Source organism: Exiguobacterium sp. s150 (assembly GCF_018618435.1).
In the GTDB taxonomy this organism is placed as follows: Bacteria; Bacillota; Bacilli; order Exiguobacteriales; family Exiguobacteriaceae; genus Exiguobacterium; species Exiguobacterium alkaliphilum.
The window spans coordinates 19,873-38,028 of sequence record NZ_JACSMC010000001.1 but is presented as its reverse complement, the minus strand read 5'-3'; the positions used below and the strand labels follow the sequence as shown (position 1 = coordinate 38,028).

Annotated in this window: 24 protein-coding genes; 16 read left to right on the top strand and 8 right to left on the bottom strand. The window is 52.5% G+C overall.

Annotated features, from left to right (window positions below; all coding sequences use genetic code 11):
* Positions 1–91: 91 nt before the first annotated feature.
* From KNP76_RS00205 to KNP76_RS00185, 5 genes are all read left to right on the top strand, one after another.
* Positions 92–1,444 carry a sodium-dependent transporter gene (locus KNP76_RS00205; RefSeq protein ID WP_214841979.1) on the top strand — a complete coding sequence of 451 codons (1,353 nt, stop codon included), beginning with the start codon at positions 92–94 and terminating at the stop codon, positions 1,442–1,444.
* A gap of 144 nt (positions 1,445–1,588) precedes the next feature.
* Complete coding sequence (locus tag KNP76_RS00200; RefSeq protein ID WP_214839128.1) at positions 1,589–2,305, top strand: 5-bromo-4-chloroindolyl phosphate hydrolysis family protein; 717 nt, start codon at positions 1,589–1,591, stop codon at positions 2,303–2,305.
* On the top strand, positions 2,289–3,518 hold the full coding sequence (locus KNP76_RS00195; protein ID WP_034815239.1) for a toxic anion resistance protein: 1,230 nt from the start codon (positions 2,289–2,291) through the stop codon (positions 3,516–3,518). The genes KNP76_RS00200 and KNP76_RS00195 overlap by 17 nt, the downstream gene beginning before the upstream one ends.
* Positions 3,519–3,569: 51 nt before the next feature.
* Complete coding sequence (locus KNP76_RS00190) at positions 3,570–4,145, top strand: deoxycytidylate deaminase (protein ID WP_211779590.1); 576 nt, start codon at positions 3,570–3,572, stop codon at positions 4,143–4,145.
* Between the two features lie 212 nt (positions 4,146–4,357).
* Entirely contained in the window at positions 4,358–4,714 is a 357-nt protein-coding gene (locus KNP76_RS00185; protein ID WP_214841976.1) for a hypothetical protein, read from the top strand.
* 154 nt (positions 4,715–4,868) lie between these two features.
* Here the strand turns inward: KNP76_RS00185 and hisJ are convergent, their stop codons facing one another.
* The gene (hisJ, locus tag KNP76_RS00180) at positions 4,869–5,684 is read right to left on the bottom strand and encodes a histidinol-phosphatase HisJ (protein WP_214841974.1); all 816 of its coding nucleotides are present in this window, start codon (positions 5,682–5,684) and stop codon (positions 4,869–4,871) included.
* Between the two features lie 194 nt (positions 5,685–5,878).
* Here hisJ and KNP76_RS00175 point away from each other — a divergent pair, with 194 nt between their 5' ends.
* The 10 genes from KNP76_RS00175 to hisE are packed head-to-tail and all read left to right on the top strand — an operon-like array spanning position 5,879 to position 12,742.
* Positions 5,879–6,718 carry an ATP phosphoribosyltransferase regulatory subunit gene (locus tag KNP76_RS00175; RefSeq protein ID WP_251137267.1) on the top strand — a complete coding sequence of 280 codons (840 nt, stop codon included), beginning with the start codon at positions 5,879–5,881 and terminating at the stop codon, positions 6,716–6,718.
* On the top strand, positions 6,715–7,323 hold the full coding sequence (hisG, locus tag KNP76_RS00170; protein WP_214841972.1) for an ATP phosphoribosyltransferase: 609 nt from the start codon (positions 6,715–6,717) through the stop codon (positions 7,321–7,323). Before KNP76_RS00175 ends, hisG begins: the two co-directional genes overlap by 4 nt.
* The gene (gene hisD / locus KNP76_RS00165; RefSeq protein ID WP_034804882.1) at positions 7,320–8,534 is read left to right on the top strand and encodes a histidinol dehydrogenase; all 1,215 of its coding nucleotides are present in this window, start codon (positions 7,320–7,322) and stop codon (positions 8,532–8,534) included. The genes hisG and hisD overlap by 4 nt, the downstream gene beginning before the upstream one ends.
* Entirely contained in the window at positions 8,531–9,547 is a 1,017-nt protein-coding gene (locus tag KNP76_RS00160) for a pyridoxal phosphate-dependent aminotransferase (RefSeq protein WP_214841969.1), read from the top strand. The genes hisD and KNP76_RS00160 overlap by 4 nt, the downstream gene beginning before the upstream one ends.
* On the top strand, positions 9,534–10,121 hold the full coding sequence (gene hisB, locus KNP76_RS00155; protein ID WP_034804875.1) for an imidazoleglycerol-phosphate dehydratase HisB: 588 nt from the start codon (positions 9,534–9,536) through the stop codon (positions 10,119–10,121). Before KNP76_RS00160 ends, hisB begins: the two co-directional genes overlap by 14 nt.
* Entirely contained in the window at positions 10,118–10,705 is a 588-nt protein-coding gene (gene hisH / locus KNP76_RS00150; protein ID WP_211779587.1) for an imidazole glycerol phosphate synthase subunit HisH, read from the top strand. The genes hisB and hisH overlap by 4 nt, the downstream gene beginning before the upstream one ends.
* Positions 10,683–11,396: a 1-(5-phosphoribosyl)-5-[(5-phosphoribosylamino)methylideneamino]imidazole-4-carboxamide isomerase gene (locus KNP76_RS00145; protein WP_034815256.1), complete on the top strand. Its 714-nt coding sequence runs from the start codon at positions 10,683–10,685 to the stop codon at positions 11,394–11,396. The genes hisH and KNP76_RS00145 overlap by 23 nt, the downstream gene beginning before the upstream one ends.
* Positions 11,389–12,156: an imidazole glycerol phosphate synthase subunit HisF gene (gene hisF, locus KNP76_RS00140; RefSeq protein ID WP_034804865.1), complete on the top strand. Its 768-nt coding sequence runs from the start codon at positions 11,389–11,391 to the stop codon at positions 12,154–12,156. The genes KNP76_RS00145 and hisF overlap by 8 nt, the downstream gene beginning before the upstream one ends.
* On the top strand, positions 12,105–12,437 hold the full coding sequence (hisI, locus tag KNP76_RS16005) for a phosphoribosyl-AMP cyclohydrolase (RefSeq protein ID WP_214841966.1): 333 nt from the start codon (positions 12,105–12,107) through the stop codon (positions 12,435–12,437). Before hisF ends, hisI begins: the two co-directional genes overlap by 52 nt.
* Entirely contained in the window at positions 12,434–12,742 is a 309-nt protein-coding gene (gene hisE / locus KNP76_RS16000) for a phosphoribosyl-ATP diphosphatase (protein ID WP_029335255.1), read from the top strand. The genes hisI and hisE overlap by 4 nt, the downstream gene beginning before the upstream one ends.
* Before the next feature lie 39 nt (positions 12,743–12,781).
* On the opposite strand, the gene KNP76_RS00125 is transcribed toward hisE, so the two are convergent.
* The gene (locus KNP76_RS00125) at positions 12,782–13,705 is read right to left on the bottom strand and encodes a DUF7916 family protein (RefSeq protein ID WP_034815259.1); all 924 of its coding nucleotides are present in this window, start codon (positions 13,703–13,705) and stop codon (positions 12,782–12,784) included.
* A 72-nt stretch (positions 13,706–13,777) separates the two neighbouring features.
* Between KNP76_RS00125 and KNP76_RS00120 the strand changes: the two genes are divergently transcribed.
* Entirely contained in the window at positions 13,778–14,347 is a 570-nt protein-coding gene (locus KNP76_RS00120; protein ID WP_251137266.1) for a maltose acetyltransferase domain-containing protein, read from the top strand.
* Positions 14,348–14,408: 61 nt separating this feature from the next.
* On the opposite strand, the gene KNP76_RS00115 is transcribed toward KNP76_RS00120, so the two are convergent.
* The 6 genes from KNP76_RS00115 to KNP76_RS00090 form a co-directional block, all read right to left on the bottom strand.
* The gene (locus KNP76_RS00115) at positions 14,409–15,413 is read right to left on the bottom strand and encodes a pyridoxal phosphate-dependent aminotransferase (RefSeq protein WP_214841957.1); all 1,005 of its coding nucleotides are present in this window, start codon (positions 15,411–15,413) and stop codon (positions 14,409–14,411) included.
* Positions 15,410–16,171: a transporter substrate-binding domain-containing protein gene (locus KNP76_RS00110; protein WP_214841954.1), complete on the bottom strand. Its 762-nt coding sequence runs from the start codon at positions 16,169–16,171 to the stop codon at positions 15,410–15,412. Before KNP76_RS00110 ends, KNP76_RS00115 begins: the two co-directional genes overlap by 4 nt.
* A 125-nt stretch (positions 16,172–16,296) precedes the next feature.
* A complete protein-coding gene (locus tag KNP76_RS00105) occupies positions 16,297–16,809 on the bottom strand; it encodes a P-loop nucleotide/nucleoside kinase family protein (RefSeq protein ID WP_371816121.1) in 513 nt (170 codons plus the stop codon).
* Positions 16,810–16,940: 131 nt separating this feature from the next.
* Positions 16,941–17,291 carry a VOC family protein gene (locus KNP76_RS00100; protein WP_214841951.1) on the bottom strand — a complete coding sequence of 117 codons (351 nt, stop codon included), beginning with the start codon at positions 17,289–17,291 and terminating at the stop codon, positions 16,941–16,943.
* Positions 17,288–17,587, bottom strand: a complete 300-nt coding sequence (locus KNP76_RS00095) for a P-loop NTPase family protein (protein ID WP_214841949.1) — start codon at positions 17,585–17,587, stop codon at positions 17,288–17,290. The genes KNP76_RS00100 and KNP76_RS00095 overlap by 4 nt, the downstream gene beginning before the upstream one ends.
* A 46-nt stretch (positions 17,588–17,633) precedes the next feature.
* Positions 17,634–18,134, bottom strand: coding sequence for a hypothetical protein (locus KNP76_RS00090; protein WP_214841946.1), 501 nt, complete (start codon positions 18,132–18,134; stop codon positions 17,634–17,636).
* Between the last annotated feature and the right edge of the window lie 22 nt (positions 18,135–18,156).

Below are 18,156 nucleotides of genomic sequence, written 5' to 3'. Positions count from 1 at the left end.
TTTCTCTTTTTTTGTTGTTCTCATATGGGAACCATGTTAGTATTTCAATATTATTATGAAAATGAAATGAAAACAGGAAGTAGGGATAGGAATGGCGCAAAACTCGTTCGCCTCAAAAATTGGATTCATCTTAGCGGCCGCAGGGTCGGCAATCGGTCTCGGAGCGATTTGGAAATTTCCATACGTAACCGGAACAAGTGGAGGCGGCGCCTTTTTGCTCATGTTTTTGGCATTTACGCTCTTGCTCGGACTACCACTATTAATCGGCGAATTCATCGTCGGACGCTCGACACAACGTACGGCGTTGCTCGCCTTCAAAAAACTTGGTCACGGCCGTTGGACGTTGATCGGTTACTTAGGTGTCATCGCATGTTTCTTACTGCTCTCATTCTACAGTGTCATCGGCGGCTGGGTACTGATTTATGTCGGTCTCGGCTTAAGTGGAACGCTCAACGGTCGTTCGCCTGACGAGTTTGGTGCCGTCTTCGGGGACGTCGTCTCATCACCAGGCATTGCGGTCTTCGGACAATTTTTATTCTTATTCATCACGCTGTTAATCGTCTTAAAAGGTGTCGAAGCTGGAATCGAGCGCATGAGCAAGATTTTGATGCCGCTTCTCTTCGTCAGCTTTATCGTGCTCGTCATCCGTTCGTTGACGCTTGACGGGGCGATGGAAGGGGTCCGCTTCTTCTTGCAGCCGGACTTCTCGGCCCTGACAGGAGATTCGGTATTGTTTGCCCTCGGTCAAGCGTTCTTCTCGCTCTCGCTCGGTGTGGCGGCGATGTTGACGTATGCCTCTTACATCCAGACGAAAGGCACACTTAATCGCTCGGCTAATATGATCGTCCTGTTGAATATTATGGTCTCGTTGCTTGCTGGTCTTGCTATCTTCCCAGCGGTGTTCGCATCAGGACTTGATCCGGCTGAAGGCCCAGCGTTGTTGTTCGTCGTCTTGCCGGCCGTCTTCAATCAAGTGCCGCTCGGCGGATTCTTCATGGTCTTGTTCTTCCTCTTGTTCACGTTTGCTTCGATCACGTCGTCGATTGCGATGCTCGAAGTCGTCGTCGCAGGGGTGACGGACCGCCTGAATGAGAAGAAAGAGATTATTTCGAAACGAAAAGTGACGCTTTTAGCTGCAGCCAGCGTCTTCGCCGTCGGTATTCCATCTGCACTCTCGTTCGGTGTGATGAGCGAGTTACAATTCTTTGATGGAATGACGTTCTTCGATGTGATGGATTACGTTGTCAGCTACATTTTAATGCCAACAGGTGCGTTACTCACATCCATTTTCGTTGGTTATATCGTCGACCAACGCATTTTACAAGAAGAGATTCAAACGTCAGACACAGGCAAAAAACTCTATCCGGTATGGCGTTTCTTGATTCGTTATGTCATTCCAGTCACGGTCGCCATCGTCATGGTGTCGACGTGGTTTAACATGTAAGCAAGGGGATTTCCCTTGCTTTTTTTCGTCCTTGCGACCGAGGAAGGTGAAAAGTGTATTATGGTAAGCTTATAAAGATGACGAAACTTTTTTTGAATGGTGACGTAAGGTACAATAGAAGTATCACGAGATGAGGTGAAACGAATGAAGACATGGATGAAATGGGCCCTGACCGGGGCAGTTTTATATTTTGCCATCAGTGTATTCGATTTTTCTTGGCTATTCATCATTGTCGGAGCGCTCGTTTTGAACGAAGTATGGTCGACGAATAAGCGACGGAACCGAAATCCAGCGCCGATAGCCAAACGAGCGAAAAAGAAACTACTACTTGACGAAGAAGAGACATTCGTCGGATCACGTATTTTAAAGCCGATCGAAGAGCCAGCACCAGTCCGTCAATTCGAAGCGACGGACGACTTAGAGTTACAGTTCTTACAGCGCACCATCGAACAAGGCTACGAGAAGTTGCAACAAATCGACCGCGTGCTCCCAGACATAAAAGACCTCGAGGTGCGTCGTGAAATGAAGGCGGTCTCGAAAGAAGCGCATGAGCTCTTTGCCGAGCTATTCGAAAACCCACAAGACGCCAAACATGTGCGTGACTTGTTCACGTTCTATTTGGACTCGCTCGTGTCTGTCGTCTTAAAGTTTAAAGAGCTAGAAGGAAAACGTGTCGTCATTCAAGAAGAGACACGAGAGCAACTGATCACGAATATGCGTCTGATTGTCGACAAGTTTCAAGAACAACGAGGCCGTCTGTTAGAAGATGACGCCGTTGATTTTGAACGCGAGTTGATTATGATGGAACGCGTGTTGGCCGATCAACCTGAAGGGAGAAAAAAGCATGACTTCATCGAATGAAACGAACTGGCAGTCATGGCCAGAAGAAGAACTCACGTCAGAGACAAAAACAAAGACCGAGACAGAATCATTTTCTGACCCATCGATGGACTGGTCGGCAATGACCGCCAAACACGAGGTGCCTGCCATCCAAGCGAAACCGGACGTGCCGGATCAGCACCGTGAGCGGATTACCCGCCTCGCTGAATCGATTGATATAAAGAAGACGGATTCCGTCATGTTGTTCGGTTCGAACGTCCAACGTGAACTCTCGCAATTTTCAGATCAAATTTTGACAGAGGTTCGTATGAAAGACGGTGGCGATGCTGGAAAGTTATTGTCTGACTTGATGCAAAACGTACGCAAGATGGACCCGGATATGCTTCAACCTGAGAAAAAGAGCTTTGTCGACAACTTGCCGCTCATCGGTCGTGCCAAGAAGAAAGCGGAGAACTATAAGCTCCAGTTCGAGAAGATGAACGTCTATCTCGAAGAAGTCATCCATAACTTGGACCGCGCCAAATTTGGGTTGATGAAAGATATCACGATGCTCGATCAGATGTACGATAAGAACAAGCGATACTTCGAAGAACTGAACGTCTACATCGCGGCAGGGGAGACGAAACTCGATCACGTCCGTGAGTATGAAATCGCACCGCTCCGTCATGAAGTCGAAGTGTCGAAAGATCAAGTGAAGTTGCAACAGTTGAACGACATGATTCAACTCGCCGACCGTTTCGAGAAGAAACTACACGACTTGAAACTGAGCCGTACGATCAGTCTACAGATGGCGCCGCAAATCCGTGTCATTCAACAAAACAACCAAATCTTAGCTGAAAAAATCGAGTCGGCCGTCGTCAACACGATTCCGCTCTGGAAGAACCAAGTCGTCCTCGCGCTCAGCTTGACGCGTCAGAAGACGGCGCTCCGGATGCAACAAGATGTGACGAAGACGACGAACCAGTTGCTCGAACAGAACTCGAAGATGTTAAAAGATTCTTCGATTGAAATCGCTCAAGAGAACGAGAAGGGGATCGTCTCCGTTGAGTCGCTTAAAGTGGCCCACGAGAACCTCTTGTCGACACTTGACGAGACGCTCCGCATCCAGCAAGAAGGAAAGCAGAAGCGTCGTGACGCCGAGCGTGAACTCGATCGGATGGAACATGAGTTGAAAGAGAAAGTCATCGAGATTGCCGCGAAAAACAAAGAGTTACCGAAAGACACAGGATATTGACCCGGGAAAGTCTGAGCAATCGGACTTTCCTTTTCCTTAAGGAGGATACATATGGAGAAACAACGATTGTGGGATGAGACGTGGTTACAGTTTGCTGACATGATGGCTGAAAGGCATTCAAAATGTGCCTCTAAAAGTGTCGCCTGTGTCATCGTGAAGGCGGAGAAGCCGATTTCGATTGGGTTGAACGGGACACCGCCTGGTCACACGAACTGCAACGAGATCTTTTTAAAACGAGCGGACGGTTTTTACAAGCGAGCGGAGTATGTACATGACGATGCCGTCGATTTGATGGAGCCGGCAATCCAGCTCGTACATGACGGTGTGACATTTGTTAAATGCGCGGACCCATATGAGCACCACAATTGGTCGAAGCAACATGAGATTCATGCCGAGATCAATGCGATCGGAAAACTCGCTGCCGATTCGACGAACGCGTTCGGGGCGACGGCATACGTCACACACTCGCCCTGCCATGCCTGTTCGCTCGCCTTGATTGCGGCCCGCGTCGCCCGTGTCGTCTACGCCGTTGGATACGAGCATGGGGACGGGCTCGATTTAATGCGAGAGAGCGGGATCGAGGTCGTTCATCTTCCGCTTGAAAAAAGTTATAAAAACACATTGTAAACGTTTACATTCGGTGTTATATTATTAATGTACTGCCAATGGTGTTTTACTCTTCCATTATTCGCCCCTCCTCGGAGGGGCCTTTTTTTGGCCTGTAGCCATTTGTGTCCGTCAAGTGAGACTAAGTTTACACATAATGTTCAATATTTCACAATCTATTCCTGACATCATCTTTTATAATGAAAGTAGATTAACGAGAGGGGATATGGAACATGGAAAAACTAGTTCGTTTCACAGATGGTGCCTATGAAGTGGAAGCGTTAATCACACTCGAAGAAGTGTGGGAAGATAAATTCGCGATCGGGACGCATAAGGAATTGGCGGTCAAGGCGCTCAAAATTAACGGGAACGACATCTCGGAGATGAAGCACGTCCGCGCGCTACTCCGTTACTATCCGACACTCGGTGTATCGGGCATCTTGCTCGCACTTGACGATGCGGCAGCCGAAATCGTACGCATGTCAGGCGACACAGACCCGGCCTTACAATTCGTCGAACTTGTGGCGTTGCAGATGGACGAGGTGGCAACGGAAGAGTTGAAAGGCTTGTATGCGGCGATGATAGTATAAAGATGGCCTCTGTGCCATCTTTTTTTATTTTTTACTTGCATCACGAATTCAGTATGTTACTATTATCAATAGATGAAGAAATGGAACGCCATATCGTTATCGACAACCAAACATGGGGATCTAGATAGCTAGATCGCTGTTAAAGAAGCCACGTTCAACGGAACGTGGCTTTTTTTTGTATATCTTCAAAATCACGGCCGACATCCATCGCGACGTGGGCGTCAGAACCGAGGACGAATGGAATGCCGAGCGCAATCGCGTCGACGGCGACGGCTTCCGCATAGACTTTCCCACAATCCACTTTCCGAAGACCGGCTGTGTTCAAATCGAGACCGAATCCGCGGACTTGAATCGTCCGTAACAGACGCGTCTCGATGTCTTTGACATGTTCACGTTCCCAATCATATTGTTTTTCGTATTTGATCGGCAAATCCAAGTGTCCGATTCGTCGCACGTTCAATCGTTCCCATTCAAATCTAAGCCCGGCCTCTAGCGATTCGTAATAAGCGCGTACGACCGCCTCGAACGAGCCGAGACGTTTCACGAGCACATCAAACGTCTCGAGCGAGAAGTCGACCGGTAAATAGTCGCCGTCATCTAACAGAAAGTGCTGGGACAGAATCGTCTCATCCAGCCGGTTTGCGAACGGCTCGAGTAAGGCGATCGTCTCTTCCGCGAAACCAGGCAGGTAGTCAATCTCTAAACCGACTCGGATATCCAGGACGTCGGCATAAGCTTGTTTCAACCGCGCGACCTGATCCAGATATTCGGGGAGCGTCTCGAGCGACATCGCCGAGTCTTGGTCCGGCGTCGGGTCGACAAATCCGGCCGGGAGCGGCGCGTGCTCCGTGAACGTGATCGTCTTTAGACCACGCGTGCGGGCGGCTTTTACATATGCCTCTAACGCATCCGTCGAACCGTGCGGACAAAATGGGGTATGGATGTGGCCATCATAGGTAAAGTCAATCATCGAGTAACAAATCCTTTCCATTTCACCGGTTGACAGCACCGGCTTCGTTTGATAAATTTAACACACTACTTTAGTTTGGTAAAGTGATAATAAGATAAAGGGTGATACAGATGATTTGGTTCAATACGAAAGGTTCCATCCCGGAAGGATGGCATGAATTAGAAGACGTGGACGTCGTACGTCCGAAATAATGGATGCTCTCTTTCCTCGAACAAGCGACGACGAACGGATATCGCGTCATCGAGCCGCCGCTCGTCGAGTACTATTCGCATTACCAAGATCTCGCCTTATTCGATGAATCGGCCTATTATCGGTTGTTCGGCAACGATGGGGAGTTGCTCGTCATGCGACCAGACTATACGCTTCAAATCGCACGGAAACTGGCAGATGGGAACGAACCGATGCGCGTCGCCTATGCCGGTGCCGTATACCGCCGGACCCCGAAACATTCGGGCCAGCCGCACGAACGGCAACAACTCGGGCTCGAATGGATTGACGGTGAGGCGGCCGACACGGAATTGATTGAATCGTTCTTGTCGATGACAAAAGACATCATGCCTCGCCGAGGATTGCGCATTCAAGTCGGTTCGGCCGCACTTGTCGCATCAATCGCCGAGGCGGCCGGCATACCGGAACGGACGCTCAGACAGTATTTGGCGCTCCGAAACCTCGAGTCGCTCCGCGAGCTTGCCGTGACATACGACTATCCACTCATCGCCAAGTTGCCATTTTTAATTGGCGACTCGGCCGTTGAGGAATTGAAACAAGAAGCCGATTCGAGCCTGACGGGTAACATTGAAGACGTCGAGCGTGCCGTCGAGCATTTACGGGCCATCGGTTTGAACGCTTCCTACGATTTCGGACAGACGGGCGACTTCGATTACTATTCGGGACTGACCGTCACCGGAACGATGGACGGTCGTCGTGTCTTGTCTGGCGGACGCTATGACTCGCTTTACGGTCACTTTGGCCAATCGCGTCGAGCGTTCGGATTATCACTTGATTTAGAACAGTTAGGTGAGGTGATCTCATGAAAGTGGCAATCGCGAAAGGTCGCATCGAAAAAGCGGCACGAGACTATTTCGAACAAGTCGGACTGACCGTCTGGCCGGAGAAACGAGGCCGTGAGTTGACGGTCGAAGTCGACGGGCACGAGTTCATCTTCGTCAAAGGCGATGATGTCTATAAATATGTCATGCACGGCGCGGCAGACGTCGGCGTCGTCGGCGGCGATATTTTACGTGAGAAGACACCTGGCGTCCTCGAAGTCGTCGACTTGCCATTCGGCCGCTGTCGGATGGCGGTGTGTGGCCCGAAAGAGAGAAAGAACGGGACGAAGAAGTTGAAAGTCGCGAGCAAATATCCGAACATCGCCATCTCGCATTTCGCATCGAAACGGCAAAACGTCGAAGTGATCGCCTTGAACGGGTCGGTCGAACTGGCACCCTTAACCGGCCTTGCCGACTGCATCGTCGACATCGTCGAGACGGGGGCGACGCTTCGGGCGAACGACCTTGAAGAATACGAGACGATTTTTGATATTAACGCCAAGTTCATCACGAGTGAGACGGCGCTCGCGAACGATCCGGACGAATTGAAGGCATGGATTCGTCGTCTTAGCAAGGAGGAAGGCGCATGAGCTCACAAAACCGGACACGACGTGAAACTTGGGCTGAAGCGGTCAAACCGATTCTTGAGGCCATCGAGACGAGAGGAGACGAGGCACTCCTCGAATACACGGTTAAGTTTGATGGCGTCAACCAAATCGAAGCTGTCGATTTGACTACGTTCACACCACCGCCGGCTTATGACGAGCTGACGGACGCGCTGACGCTCGCCGCAGAGCGGATCCGTGCGTTTCACGAACGCCAACGCCGAGACGACGACGTCTTCGAAGACGAGATGTTCCGACTGGGCCGCCGTTACATGCCGCTCGACTCGGTCGGTGTGTACGTTCCGGGCGGGACGGCCGTCTATCCGTCTAGCGTCCTCATGAACGTCATCCCGGCAAAAGTGGCCGGCGTGAAACGTGTCGTCATGGTGACACCGCCAAAACCGGACGGGATTGACGTCTCCTTATTGATTGCCGCTAAAATCGCCGGGGCCGATGAATGCTATCTCGTCGGTGGCGCCCAAGCGGTCGCGGCGCTCGCGTTCGGCACGGAGACGATTCGGCCGGTCGATAAAATCGTCGGCCCGGGGAACGCCTACGTCGCCACCGCGAAAGCGCTCGTCTCTCACATCGTCGGCATCGATTCGGTGGCAGGACCTTCCGAAGTGCTCATCATCGCCGACGAGACGGCCAATCCGAAATGGGTCGCGGCCGATCTCCTCGCCCAAGCCGAGCACGACGTCGAGGCGACGGCGCTCGCGCTCGTCTCGACGGACCGGATGGCTCGCGCCGTCAAGGAAGAGCTCGCACGTCAACTGAGCGACCTCCCCCGACGAGACATCGCCATCGAGGCGCTCGAACGCGGTGGTGTGGTCGTGAAGTCAAAAGATGAGGCGATTCGCCAGGCGAATGAGATGGCGGCTGAACACGTCCAACTCGCCGTCGAGAACCCGGACGATTATATGAAACAAATTCGTCACGGTGGTTCATTCTTCCTTGGTCACGAGGCGGCCGAAGCGTTCGGTGACTATATCGCTGGACCGAACCATGTCTTGCCGACGAGCGGGACGGCTCGATTCTCGAGCGGGCTGTCGGTCGATGACTTCTATCGGCGTCAGACGTTCCTGCAAATGACGGAACTCGACGAGACGGTGACACGGGCTGCCATCCGAATCGCCAAACAAGAACAGTTAGAAGGGCACGCTCGAGCGATGGCGGCCCGATTGGAGGACGTATGAGACAACGATACGAAACGATTCCGCGTTACGTCCCACATGCGGTCAAGGGACATGCGTTAAATCAAAACGAGAGCCAATACGAACTTCCCGAGCGAATCCAAGACAAGATTCGTTCAATCGACTTGACCGGTTTAAGCCGTTACCCGGTCGACGAGTTGATTCGCCTGAAACAACGTTATGCCGAGTATGCGGGTGTCGACGTGAAGCAACTGATGGTCGGTAGCGGCAGCGATGAGTTGCTCGCCATCCTTTGCCAAGCACTCCTCGACGTCGAAGACCTCGTCGTCGCACCGCTCCCGGACTTCTCGATGTATGGCATTTACACACAAATCGCCCGGGGGCAGTTCGTTCAACCGGATGAAGACGGATTGTCGTTTGACTCGCTCATCCGGACGATCGAGGCGAACGAGCCGAAGCTTGTCCTCGTCTCGAACCCGAACAATCCGACCGGGAAAATGTGGACGCATGACGAGCTCGAGACGCTCGCGTCGCGCGTGCCGTATCTCGTCGTCGATGAGGCGTATATCGACTTCACGATGATGGATGCCTTCACATCAAAACTCGAGACATATCCGAACGTCATCATCCTGCGGACGCTCTCGAAAGCGTTCGGTTTGGCGAACTTACGAATCGGATTCATGATCGCAGACGAGACGTTAATCGCGAACATCGATCGCTTCCGTTCGCCGTTCAACGTGAGCGGCTTGAGTGCCGCCGTCGCCGCCGTCGTGTTAGAGGACTCGGCATACATCCGAGACGCCGTGGCGTTCCATAACGAGCAACGTGAAAAGTTGGTACGGCTCTTACGACCGGTCGGGACAATCCTTCCGAGCCGCGCCAATTTCCTATACGTCCAAACACCGGACAGTGAGATGTGGGCGGAGCGATTCCTCCAACACGGGGTCCACGTCCGGGCCTTCTCCGACGGCATCCGAGTCAGTGCGGGGACGGATGAGGCGTATCGATTGATTCAACAAACGATAGAAGAGGTGAGTTCACTTGAGAACAGCTGAAACGAAGCGTGAGACGAACGAGACAAAGATTGAACTGAAACTAGATTTGAACGGGACGGGACAGAGCGATATTCAAACGGGTGTCGGGTTCTTCGACCATATGCTGACGTTGTTCGCCTTCCATAGCCAAGTCGATTTATCGGTCCAAGTCGAAGGGGATACGTGGGTCGATGCCCATCATACGGTCGAAGACGTCGGGATCGCCCTCGGCCAGATGATTTTAGAGGCGCTCGGTGACAAAGTCGGGATTCGCCGTTACGGTACGAGCTACCTCCCGATGGATGAGACGCTCGCACGCAGTGTCGTCGACGTGTCGGGCCGGCCGTTCCTCGTGTTTAACGCCGACATCAAAAATCCAAAGCTTGGCGACTTTGATACAGAGCTTGCCGAAGAGTTTTTCCGCGCGGTCGCGATGAACGCCCGTTTGACGCTCCATCTTGAGGTGCTCTACGGTTCGAACTCGCACCATATGGTCGAAGGATTATTCAAGGCGTTCGGTCGCTCACTCGCCGAGGCGATTGGACAAGACGGGTCGAACCGTCTGCCTTCAACGAAAGGACGGATCGAAGGATGAACGTCGCGGTCATTGATTATGGGATGGGGAACGTCTTCAATGTCGAGCGGGCATTAAAGGCGATCGGTTGTCACGTTGTCATTACGAACGATCCAATTGAGATTGAGGCGGCGGATGCCATCTTGCTACCAGGTGTCGGTGCTTTCCCACAAGCGATGGCATCGCTCCATGCGACGGGGCTCGTGCCATTGCTGAAACAGATGGCGACGGAGAAACCGTTCCTCGGCATTTGCCTCGGGATGCAGTTATTGTTCGACTCGAGTACGGAAGGCATGTTGACTGAAGGACTCGGGCTCATCGAAGGACGGGTCGAACGGATGCGGGCGAAGCGGTTGCCACACGTCGGATGGAACTCGATTTTACGCGATGAGGACGTGTATTTCGTCCATTCGTATCACGTCGTGACGGATGAGGCGAATATCGTTGCGTCAGCCGACTATATGGGCGAGCGCGTCCCGGCCATCGTCCAAGACGGTCTCGTCACGGGGATGCAGTTTCACCCGGAGAAGAGCGGGACGTTCGGATTACGTTTATTACAAGAATGGAAGGAGTCGGTCGAACGTGAGATTACTACCGGCAATTGATTTAATCGATGGTAAAATCGTCCGCCTGACAGAAGGGGATTTCAATACGGAAGAACAGTACGGGGACCCTTATGAAAAGTTGAAGGAATGGCGAGGGCGCGTCCCGATGCTCCACTTGATCGATCTCGAGGGAGCGAAAGCGGGCGAGCCGAGACACCTTGACGTCGTCCGTTTCGCGAAAGAATGTGGCTTTTTCGTCCAGACGGGCGGGGGCATCCGTTCAGTCGAAGCACTCGATGCTGTCATGGAGACCGGGGCCGACCGCGTCCTGCTCGGGACGAAGGCGTTCACGGATCCAGATTTCTTGGATGCGGCGCTCGTCAAATACGGTGACCGCATCGCCGTCGCGCTTGACGCGTACGACGGGATGGTCGCCGTCAACGGCTGGCAAGAGGCGACGACGTTACGCGATATCGATGCCGCGAACGATTTGGTCGCTCGTGGCGTGAAGACGATTCTCTACACAGATATCGGGTCGGACGGAAAGTTAAACGGCCCGAACCTCGAGCGGATGCGTGCGCTCCGTGCAGCCGTCTCGGTCACACTCATCGCTTCAGGCGGCGTGACGACAGAGGCAGACGTCCAGGCACTAAGCGACGCACAGATTGACGAGGCCGTCGTCGGAAAGGCGTTGCTTTCAGGGAAAGTCAGTCTCGACCAATTAATTGAGTGGGAGGCGCGTCATGCTTAAACGACGAATCATCCCATGTCTCGATGTAAAAGAAGGCCGTGTCGTCAAAGGCGTCGAATTCGTGGCGCTACGTGACATCGGCGATCCTGTCGAAATCGCGAAATATTATGATGCGTCTGGTGCCGACGAACTCGTCTTTTTGGATATCACGGCGAGCACCGAGCGCCGCCAGACGATGCTCGATGTCGTCAGTGCCGTCGCCCGGAAAGTATTCATCCCTCTCACGGTCGGCGGCGGCATCCGTTCGCTTGAAGACATCTCTTCGCTTTTAAAAGCAGGGGCGGACAAAGTGTCGCTCAATACGCTCGCCGTCGAGTCACCGGATTTGATTAAACAGGCGGCCGAACGTTTCGGGTCACAATGTATCGTCGTCGCCATCGACGTTCGCTTCGAGGACGGGGAGTACTTCGTCTACACGTATGGCGGCAAACAGAAGACGGAACTGCGCGCGATTGATTGGGCGAAACGAGTCGCCGAACTCGGGGCAGGGGAACTGCTCGTCACGTCGATGAACCAAGACGGGAAGCAGAGCGGATATGATTTAGCGATTCTCGAGCTTCTGCGCCATGCGGTCGATATTCCGATCATCGCGTCAGGCGGGGCCGGTAACGCAAATCACGTCGTCGACGCGCTCGAACGTGTCGATGCGGCGCTACTCGCTTCGATTCTACATGACCGAAAAACGACAGTGGAAGAGGTGAAGCACGTATGCAGCGATCACAACTTGCCGATGCGGTTCGTTACGATGACAACGGACTGATTCCAGCGATCATCGTCTCGACGGAAGACAACGCCGTGCTCATGCTTGGCTATATGAACGATGAGGCGATTCAACAGACGCTTGAGACGAACACGGTCACATTCTGGTCGCGCTCGAAAGGCCGACTTTGGATGAAAGGCGAGTCGAGCGGGAATATGCTCGAACTGGAGAGCATTCACGTCGACTGCGACCAAGACGCGCTCCTCGTCCGCGCCCGGGCCAATGGGCCGACGTGTCATACGGGCAATCGAAGTTGCTTTTTCACGGAGGTGGAAGGATGATTCATGAACTAGAGAAGTTGATTCAAGAACGGAAGACGACACCGAAAGACGGATCGTATACGACGTATTTGTTCGAGTCAGGCGTCGACAAAATCGCCAAGAAGTTCGGTGAGGAGTCGTTCGAGGTCGTGATTGCAGCATTACAGGACGAGAACGTCGTCGAAGAGGCGGCCGACGTGATCTATCACTTGCTCGTCTTGCTCGCAGCGAAAGGCGTCTCGCTTGAAGACGTCGAGACGCTCCTCAGTGAGCGGCACGGCACGACGACACCAGCGAAACCACGTCGGGACGTCGAAGACTGGTAAAAACGAAAAGGAACGAAGCCACGAGGCTCCGTTCCTTTTTTAGCGATTGACCGAGGCGGCCATACGGATGTACGTATGACGTCGGCCACGGATGGCAATCGATAACGCTTGAATATTTTCCGGCGTGGCGATGCCAGACAGTCCGGCGTCCCCGATGTGAAACACGTCCGTCCCGCCACGTTTCGAGGATAAGGCGATTTCCCGAACCGTCGCCTCGTCGGCCCCTTCTTGCGAAGTCCCGATGGCGGCGACGACGAGCTTATTGAGCGCTTGAATATCGCGGGTGACTTCGAAAAACTCGTCCTCACGAACACCAGGCACGGTTCCTGGTGCTGGAATGAGGATGATGTCCGCTCCAGCCTCGGCGAAGCGCGTATAGGCTTCACGGTCAAGGACCCGACCGACCCCGGCTTGATGCATCTTTCCGGCGATGATGACGCCAGCGAACTCTTGCCGGGCACTGATGATGGCTTGTTCAATGGCCTCGTTCGTCACACCGGTGTTCGGATTGCCGGTCAGGCAGATGAAGTCGATGCCAAGTTCAGACGCTTTCGCGAACGCTTCCCGTGTCGCGAGCCGTCCTTGTTTCACATCATACATATCCGTCGACTTCTCAGAAAAGTCGACCGGCTCCAAATTGACACCGATCGGTAGGCCGACGAGCCGTTTCAATTCGAGAATCGGATTGTCGGACATCGACTCCCCGGGAACGTTCCCGAATAAGGCGTGACTTTCTAGTCCTTTAATATACGGGTGGAACACGTCGAGCATGTTCAACAGAATCATGTCGGCACCGAACGCCCGGGCGAGTTCCGCGTTTGTCACTTCCGGGTAGAGCGGTTGGACCGTTGGGATGACCTCGGCGAGGACGGTCCGTCCTTCTGCTTTTTGAATCGAGGCAAGTAAGTCGTGACGGTTGAACGTTAAAAAATCACTGGCTTTGCAATCAAGAATCCGTTTCATGTAGCTTCCTCCTCTATGTCGTCATCACTCTATTCCCCGTTTCTTCATAAATTCCTCTATACTAGAATGGAAATGGGGGAGATCATATTGACGGAAAAAGAGAAGATGATTCGTGGCGAACGATACATAGCAGGCGACAAGGAACTCGTGGCGGACCGGAAACACGCGAGACGCCTGACAGAACGCTTCAATGCGGCCGGGATTGACGAATTGGAGACACGTAAAGCCGCACTGAAAGAATTGCTCGGTACGACGGGGGAATCGTATTATGTCGAACCGACGTTTAAATGTGACTACGGCTACAACATTCATCTCGGGGAGCGCTTTTTTGCGAATTTTGACTGCGTCTTTTTAGATATTTGTCCGATTCGTTTCGGCGATGATTGTATGCTCGGACCGGGTGTGCACGTGTACACGGCGACCCATCCACTCGACCCGACCGAGCGCATTTCCGGCGTCGAGTTCGGGAAACCGGTGACAGTCGGGCATCGGGTCTGGATTGGTGGAGGCGCCATCCTCAATCCAGGTGTGACGGTCGGCGACGACGCGGTCATCGCATCCGGCTCGGTCGTCACGAAAGATGTTCCGGCTAAAGCGGTCGTCGGTGGCAATCCGGCACGCGTCATCAAGACGATATCTTAAGACACCACAACAAAACACGCCCGAACGCGTCGATTGGATTCCGACGGTTCTGGGCGTGTTTTTATGAAGGAATGATGACGTTCCATTTCGTCAATGCTCCTCGAGTCGCCTCGAGTGCACCACTGTTACCGAGTGTGACCCGAATCCCGGTCGCTTGGCGCGAGACGTGAATCCCATGTGAAGCGAGATGTTGCCACAACGCTTCAGGCTCGTCGACCGTCACATAGAGGAAGTTCGCCTCAGACGGATAGACGTCGCCCACTTTCGAGAGCAATTCAAACCATTGCTCGCGTAGGTGGTGATGCCACGCGATTGCCTCTTGCACGTATGAAGCGTCCGCTAGAAACAGGTTCGCGATTTTCGCGCTAAAGCCACTCACGTTGAATGGTGGCACGAACTGCCGGAAGTAACTCGCCAGGTCGCTGTTTGTCACCATGAAACCAAGACGGATGTTGGCGAGACCGAACGCCTTCGATAACGTCCGAAGCACGATCACGTTCGGGAAAGCATCGAGACGTGAAACCATGCTCGCGTCCGGCGTGAAATCGATATACGCCTCGTCGACGACAAGATACGGCACGCGACTAGCGAGTTCGCTCAGCTCGGCAACGGTCCATCGTTTTCCGGTCGGATTGTTCGGGTTTGACAGCAACAGTAGCTTTGGTTCATGCTCCGTCACCGATGCGATGAGACCGTCGAATGACAAATCGTTCGTTTGAAGGTGGCGTCCGTGCGCAATCGTTGTAAAAATCGGATAGAGGGCGAAATCCGGACTTGGAGACAAGACGACGTCTTCAGGCGACAAGAGCGCCTGCGTGACGACATGAATCATCTCGTCACTACCACATCCGACGAGCAGCTGATTCGGTTCGACCCCGGCATAGGCGGCGTAACGCGTAAATAGCTCATCAATCGGCTGAACCGGATACTCGTGTAAGTCATCGAACGATATGGAAGACAGTTGCTGCTTGATGCGGTCCGGGACCGGGAATTGGCTTTCGTTTTGATTCAAGCGAAAACCGGTTGGATAGGTAATTGGATAGATTGGCAGTGAGACAGGTCTCATTCCGTTGGCTCCATTGAGAACCATTTCTTCGTCAATTCATCGATTTCACCTGACTCCATCATCTTCTTCAATTCGTCATTAAACTGGTCACGCAAGTCATCCTCTAACTTGAAGGCGGCCGCTGACCCTTTCTCGCCATCTTCTTTCAACGCGAATGTGTAGAATCCTTGATCTTGGTCTAAGTATTTCTGGGCGACCGTGTCTTCGATGACCATCGCATCGATTCGACCTGTGTTCAGTTCTTGTACGATTTCAGGAATCTTGTTCAATGAGACGAGCTCTGCGTCTGGTGCTTGTTCTTTAGCGATGTTTTCTTGAATCGAAGCCGTTTGGACGCCAATCTTTTTGCCGGCGAGCGCTTCAATCGACTGGAGCGATTCGTCTTTTGACATAATCAAGTTCGTCGCGGATAGATAGATGTCTGAGAAGGCGGCGTTTTGCTTCCGCTCTTCGGTCGGCGTCATGCCGGCCATGACAAAGTCGACCCGACCGGCGTTAAGTGCACCGAGTAGACTCCCGAAGTCCATGTCCTCAATTTTTAATTCATACCCGAGACGTTCCGAGATTGTTTCGGCAATCTCGATATCAAATCCGACGATGGCGTCCCCGTTGGCCGTGTCGACGAATTCATATGGGAAGTAATCGGCGCTCGTCCCCATGACGAGTGTCTTTTTCTCTTCGCCCGTCGTCTCTTGACTGCAAGCTCCAAGTGCGATGGCACTCACGACGAGTGCTCCTGTTAACAACCATTTCTTCATATAATAATTCCTCCTTCACGATATGAGACTAAGTGTATATGTATGATTATTAATTGTAAAGTATAAAAATACAAAAACAATTAAAAAAATGCATCCAATCTGAAGGCACAGGATGCATCAGGTGTTCAATCAATCGCTTGAAGATAGGCGATAATGTCAGAAAAATATGTCTCGAGCGGGCGATTCGTGTCGATTGTAAGCGTATGCATATGCGCTGGTTTTTTACTACCTGCGACAGTCCGATGAAAATCTTCTGGTGACACGCTTCTGATTTGACTGAGCTTCCGGTTTCGTTCCCGCAGCCGGCGATTGATTTCATCGATGTCATCGACGAGACACTCGACGTATCGATAAGTGGCTCCGCTATTTTCTGTAATCGCTAGGCCGCGCTCAATCATCACGTCATATAGACAAGGGCTATCCAAAATGACGTTTCGCCCTAAAGACAAATGGAACTCGACGAGCGCCCAATCGAGATCATAAGCGATTTTTCCGGCCAGCCCGGGGTCGAGCGAGTGTTGTGCGGTTGATTCGAGCAGTGCCGTCTTCGTGACATCGTGATCGACGATGACCGCATCCAGTCGTCTGGCGATTTCGCGAGACAGCGTCGATTTGCCTGACCCGGGGAAACCGGACATTTGAAGAAAAAACATAGGGTATCCTCACGTTTCGTTTGATTTCCCGATGGTGAATCCGCCGAACGGGGAGAGCGTCTCATCGACGTAACGGATGAGTGCGTCGGATTCGTTCGTATGCTCCTACGCCCCCGTCAGCATTGGCACATCATCAGGACGTTTCCATTCGGGTCTTTGAAATGAAACCAATGGTCGTGTTCAATCGGGGTTAAAATGTCAATTTGTCGTTGCACCATATGCGCGTATGCTTGGTGGATATCCGGCGTGTTCAAATGGAAAAGTGGGGTCTGGATGACGTTCGCTTCAGAAAAAATCTTACTATCGAGTACGAGATTTGGTCCGTTTAACGGGACGACATAAAGATGTCCGAACAGGATGTCTCCATCTGTCGCTAAATCAAACAGCTGACAATACCAGTCCCGGGACGTCGCAACGTCGCGGACGGGAATAAAGACGGTCCCGATTTCTGGGAGAATTGGATTCATGGATTCGCCTCCAGTTGATTCGCTACGAAACGACGGACTTCGGCCCGTGAACGCAGAATCATGATGTCTTTTTCGGATTCAAGTTTGTGTAAATGCTGTCGAATCGCTGGTCGCTGCGACTTCGGATAATCCCACACCGACTTCAAGAACTTCGGGTCGAACCGTTCCTCACAACCGGAGCCCATGTCCGGACGTGTCTGGCCGTGATCGGACAGCATGCGCTTCAAGACGCGATACGTCCAAACGGTCCTCGGCAAGTCGAGAAATATAATCGTGTCGGCAGCGGGAAGGCGCAATGAGGAATCTTCTTTGCATTAGAAATTACCTCTCGCATGTTGAATATCATGATTCTTCTGATTCTAGGATACGCCATTTTTCAATGACACCGTCCACTTCGTATAAGACCCGCACTTCCATTTGATTCAACACGAGCCGTTGCTCCGTTGCGAATAGGATGATCGGATAACCGGTCGACAGCGGCTCGTCCGCCTCGAAGACAGGGCTATGCGCCTGCATGGCGTAATAGCCGTCCGAGCGCGTATTGGCTGCCCCGGCATCGACTTGAATGACCGTCTCAAACCCCTGTAGTCTCAGCACGTAACTATACGTCGTACGAGCCCCTCGTTCGAGCCGCCATTCTTCAATCTTCGCTTCACGTCCGTCATTCGTTTTCTCCAGTAACACTTGTTGCGCCGTATACTCGCGTTCATAAGGGATCATCTCTTGAATGTTGACGGCCGTCATCGTGGCGACTTTTTGTGATTCTTCCGATGCCGGTGTGATGAGAATACCGATAAAAATCAAGATGGGAATCAATAAGTAAATGATGACCCGACTTCGCATATGCCTTCACCTGTCCTTTATC

Bases quoted from the DNA above. Each gene is read 5' to 3' on its own strand.
- KNP76_RS00205 (WP_214841979.1), top strand. From the start codon at position 92: ATGGCGCAAAACTCGTTCGCCTCAAAAATTGGATTCATCTTAGCGGCC.
- KNP76_RS00200 (WP_214839128.1), top strand. From the start codon at position 1,589: ATGAAGACATGGATGAAATGGGCCCTGACCGGGGCAGTTTTATATTTT.
- KNP76_RS00195 (WP_034815239.1), top strand. From the start codon at position 2,289: ATGACTTCATCGAATGAAACGAACTGGCAGTCATGGCCAGAAGAAGAA.
- KNP76_RS00190 (WP_211779590.1), top strand. From the start codon at position 3,570: ATGGAGAAACAACGATTGTGGGATGAGACGTGGTTACAGTTTGCTGAC.
- KNP76_RS00185 (WP_214841976.1), top strand. From the start codon at position 4,358: ATGGAAAAACTAGTTCGTTTCACAGATGGTGCCTATGAAGTGGAAGCG.
- hisJ (WP_214841974.1), bottom strand. From the start codon at position 5,684: ATGATTGACTTTACCTATGATGGCCACATCCATACCCCATTTTGTCCG.
- KNP76_RS00175 (WP_251137267.1), top strand. From the start codon at position 5,879: ATGCTCTCTTTCCTCGAACAAGCGACGACGAACGGATATCGCGTCATC.
- hisG (WP_214841972.1), top strand. From the start codon at position 6,715: ATGAAAGTGGCAATCGCGAAAGGTCGCATCGAAAAAGCGGCACGAGAC.
- hisD (WP_034804882.1), top strand. From the start codon at position 7,320: ATGAGCTCACAAAACCGGACACGACGTGAAACTTGGGCTGAAGCGGTC.
- KNP76_RS00160 (WP_214841969.1), top strand. From the start codon at position 8,531: ATGAGACAACGATACGAAACGATTCCGCGTTACGTCCCACATGCGGTC.
- hisH (WP_211779587.1), top strand. From the start codon at position 10,118: ATGAACGTCGCGGTCATTGATTATGGGATGGGGAACGTCTTCAATGTC.
- hisF (WP_034804865.1), top strand. From the start codon at position 11,389: ATGCTTAAACGACGAATCATCCCATGTCTCGATGTAAAAGAAGGCCGT.
- hisI (WP_214841966.1), top strand. From the start codon at position 12,105: ATGCAGCGATCACAACTTGCCGATGCGGTTCGTTACGATGACAACGGA.
- hisE (WP_029335255.1), top strand. From the start codon at position 12,434: ATGATTCATGAACTAGAGAAGTTGATTCAAGAACGGAAGACGACACCG.
- KNP76_RS00125 (WP_034815259.1), bottom strand. From the start codon at position 13,705: ATGAAACGGATTCTTGATTGCAAAGCCAGTGATTTTTTAACGTTCAAC.
- KNP76_RS00120 (WP_251137266.1), top strand. From the start codon at position 13,778: ATGGGGGAGATCATATTGACGGAAAAAGAGAAGATGATTCGTGGCGAA.
- KNP76_RS00115 (WP_214841957.1), bottom strand. From the start codon at position 15,413: ATGAGACCTGTCTCACTGCCAATCTATCCAATTACCTATCCAACCGGT.
- KNP76_RS00110 (WP_214841954.1), bottom strand. From the start codon at position 16,171: ATGAAGAAATGGTTGTTAACAGGAGCACTCGTCGTGAGTGCCATCGCA.
- KNP76_RS00105 (WP_371816121.1), bottom strand. From the start codon at position 16,809: ATGTCCGGTTTCCCCGGGTCAGGCAAATCGACGCTGTCTCGCGAAATC.
- KNP76_RS00100 (WP_214841951.1), bottom strand. From the start codon at position 17,291: ATGAATCCAATTCTCCCAGAAATCGGGACCGTCTTTATTCCCGTCCGC.
- KNP76_RS00090 (WP_214841946.1), bottom strand. From the start codon at position 18,134: ATGCGAAGTCGGGTCATCATTTACTTATTGATTCCCATCTTGATTTTT.